The sequence below is a fragment of the Mycobacterium sp. genome (assembly GCF_049585075.1).
Classification (GTDB): Bacteria; Actinomycetota; Actinomycetes; order Mycobacteriales; family Mycobacteriaceae; genus Mycobacterium.
In genome coordinates, this window is the sequence record NZ_JBAUZA010000092.1 from 1 (window position 1) to 3,062 (window position 3,062).

The following is a 3,062-nucleotide window of genomic DNA, read 5'->3' on the forward strand; positions in this document are numbered from 1 at the left end:
GTCCGGATCCAGGCGCAGCAGAACACCGACTTCATCCACCCGGGCGCGACGGTGGACTTGGTGCTGGTCGCGATCAACCAGTCGCCGGACGTTGCCGACCGGCTGGTGGGCATATCCTCCGATATCGGCAAGGTGACCGTGACCGGCAATCCCACGTTGGCACCAGGGGGGGCGCTGTTCGTCGGCACGCCAAGCGGACAGAGCAAAAAGGCCGTGGATGCTGTGGAGGCCGCCGGCACCGTGAAGGCGACGGTGGCACTCGACAAACCGATCACCAATGGCCCGAACTACAACTTCACCTTCAATTTCGAGAAGGCGGGCAGCGTGAGCTTGGCGGTGCCGATTTCGGCACCGGAGCGCCCGCCGGTGTCGGCCGAGCATCCCTAGATTTGTCGGTCGCGCGGGATAACGTCACCGCGTGGCCAAGGCGCGTTCGCAGTACCGCTGTTCGGAATGTCGCCACGTCACCGCCAAGTGGGTAGGACGCTGTCTGGAGTGCGGCACCTGGGGCTCTGTCGATGAAGTCGCGGTAATCAGCGCTGTCCGAAACGGCGCCCGCCACTCGGTGGCCACCTCCTCGGCTGCGGTTCCGATCAGTTCAATCGAACCCAGCGGCACCCGCCATTGCCCCACCGGTATCGATGAGCTGGACCGGGTGCTGGGCGGCGGCGTGGTGCCGGGCTCGGTCACCCTCCTCGCCGGAGATCCGGGGGTGGGCAAGTCGACGCTGCTGCTCAAGGTCGCCCATCAGTGGGCGGAGTCAGGCCGGCGCGCGTTGTATGTGTCCGGCGAGGAGTCGAGGGGCCAGATCCGGATGCGCGCTGACCGGACCGACTGCAGCCATCACGAGCTCTACCTGGCCGCCGAGTCCGACCTGCACGCAGTGCTCAGCCATATCGAGGCGGTGCAGCCGACGCTGGTCGTCGTCGACTCGGTGCAGACCATGTCCAGCACCTACGCCGACGGCGTCGCCGGCGGGGTCACCCAGGTGCGCGCGGTAACCACCGCGCTGACCGCCGCGGCGAAGACCACCGGTGTGCCGCTGATCGTCGTCGGGCATGTCACCAAGGACGGGGCCATCGCCGGGCCCCGATCACTGGAACACCTGGTCGATGTCGTGCTGCATTTCGAGGGTGACCGCAATTCGCTGCTGCGGATGGTCCGCGGTGTGAAGAATCGATTCGGGGCAGCCGACGAAGTGGGTTGTTTTCTATTGCAGGACAACGGGATCGAGGGTGTTGCCGACCCATCCGGGCTTTTCTTGGATCAGCGGCCCCAGCCCGTCGCGGGTACTGCAATCACGGTGACCCTCGACGGCAAACGGCCCCTGATCGGCGAAGTCCAGGCATTGCTGGCAACGCCTGGGGGTGGCTCGCCGCGTCGCGCCGTCAGCGGAATCGACCACTCCCGGGCGGCGATGATCGCCGCGGTGCTGGAAAAGCACGCCCGCCTCAAGATCGCGGTGAACGACGTCTATCTGTCCACCGTGGGCGGTATGCGGCTGACCGATCCGTCATCGGATCTGGCCGTCGCGATCGCGCTGGCTTCCGCGTACGTCAGCCTCCCACTGCCGGCCACCGTGGTGATGATCGGTGAAGTCGGATTGGCAGGCGATCTGCGGCGGGTCAGCGGCATGGAGCGACGGCTGGCCGAAGCCGCCCGGCAAGGATTCAGCACAGCGCTGATCCCGCCGGGCTGTGATGCGGCGCCGAGGGGCATGCGGGCGCTGGAGGCGGCGACCATCGTGGCAGCGCTAGAGCACATGCTCGACATCGCCGAGCATCGCGGGAACGTCCCGAAGTCACCACATCGGTTGGATATAGCGCAGAATGACTAGCAATGACTGCAGGCAAGGCATCGACAAACGGCGCGGTACCGGCGCCGCGTCCCACCCTGCGTGAAGCCGTCGCCCGGCTGGCGCCGGGAACCGCACTGCGCGACGGCCTGGAACGCATTCTGCGCGGCCGGACCGGCGCCCTGATAGTCCTTGGTTGCGACGACAGTGTGGAGGCGATCTGCGACGGCGGATTCTCCCTCGACGTGCGGTATGCGCCGACCAGGTTGCGCGAGCTCTGCAAGATGGACGGCGCGGTGGTGCTCTCCACCGACGGCAGTCGGATTCTGCGGGCCAACGTGCAGCTGGTGCCCGACCCGTCGATACCCACCGACGAGTCCGGGACCCGGCATCGCTCGGCCGAGCGCGCCGCCGTCCAGACGGGCTACCCGGTGATCTCGGTGAGCCACTCGATGAGCATCGTGACCGTCTACCTCGGCGGCGAACGCCACGTGCTGGCCGACTCGGCGACCATCTTGTCGCGAGCGAACCAGGCCATCGCGACGCTGGAGCGGTACAAGACCCGGCTTGACGAGGTCAGCGGGCAGCTGTCACGAGCCGAGATCGAGGACTTCGTCACGCTGCGCGATGTGATGACGGTGGTGCAGCGGCTCGAGCTGGTTCGCCGGATCGGTCTGGTGATCGATTACGACGCCGTCGAGCTGGGCACCGATGGGCGTCAGCTGCGCCTTCAGCTGGAGGAATTGCTGGGCGGCAACGACATCGCGCGGGAACTGATCGTCCGCGACTACCTCGCCAACCCGGAACCGTTGTCCAAGGAGGAGGTCGGGGCCATCCTTGCCGAGCTGGATGACATGTCCGACACCGAGTTGCTCGATTTCACCGCGCTGGCAAAGGTTTTCGGATACCCGTCGACCTCGGAGGCCCAGGACGAGGCGATGAGCTCACGCGGTTATCGGGCGATGGCCGGTATCCCGCGGCTGCAATTCGCTCACGCCGACCGGCTGGTCCGCGAGTTCGGGTCGCTGCAGGGTCTGCTGGCGGCAAGTGCCGGCGACCTTGAGGCGGTCGAGGGGATCGGCGCGATCTGGGCACGGCAGGTGCGCGAGGGCCTTTCGCATCTGGCCGAGTCGACTATCGCCGACCCGCTCGGGTAGAAGGCCGGCGCCCGGCGACGATGCAGTGGAGGCACCCCCAGCCACGCCGCGGCGAGGGGGACGCGAAGCGCGATGAGGAGAAGCCGGGCAGTCGGGTTAGTTGCCGGGGC

3 protein-coding genes are annotated in these 3,062 nt (G+C 67.2%); all 3 read left to right on the forward strand.

Translation table 11 applies throughout. The features are described from left to right. The coding region (locus WB785_RS04265) for a hypothetical protein (protein WP_424077445.1) at positions 1 to 387 on the forward strand (387 nt) is incomplete at its 5' end. A 31-nt stretch (positions 388 to 418) separates the two neighbouring features. Further along, on the forward strand, positions 419 to 1,837 hold the full coding sequence (radA, locus tag WB785_RS04270) for a DNA repair protein RadA (RefSeq protein WP_424077446.1): 1,419 nt from the start codon (positions 419 to 421) through the stop codon (positions 1,835 to 1,837). A gap of 2 nt (positions 1,838 to 1,839) precedes the next feature. Further along, positions 1,840 to 2,952, forward strand: a complete 1,113-nt coding sequence (gene disA, locus WB785_RS04275; RefSeq protein ID WP_424077447.1) for a DNA integrity scanning diadenylate cyclase DisA — start codon at positions 1,840 to 1,842, stop codon at positions 2,950 to 2,952. Positions 2,953 to 3,062: the final 110 nt, after the last annotated feature.

Bases quoted from the DNA above. Each gene is read 5' to 3' on its own strand.
- disA (WP_424077447.1), top strand. From the start codon at position 1,840: ATGACTGCAGGCAAGGCATCGACAAACGGCGCGGTACCGGCGCCGCGT.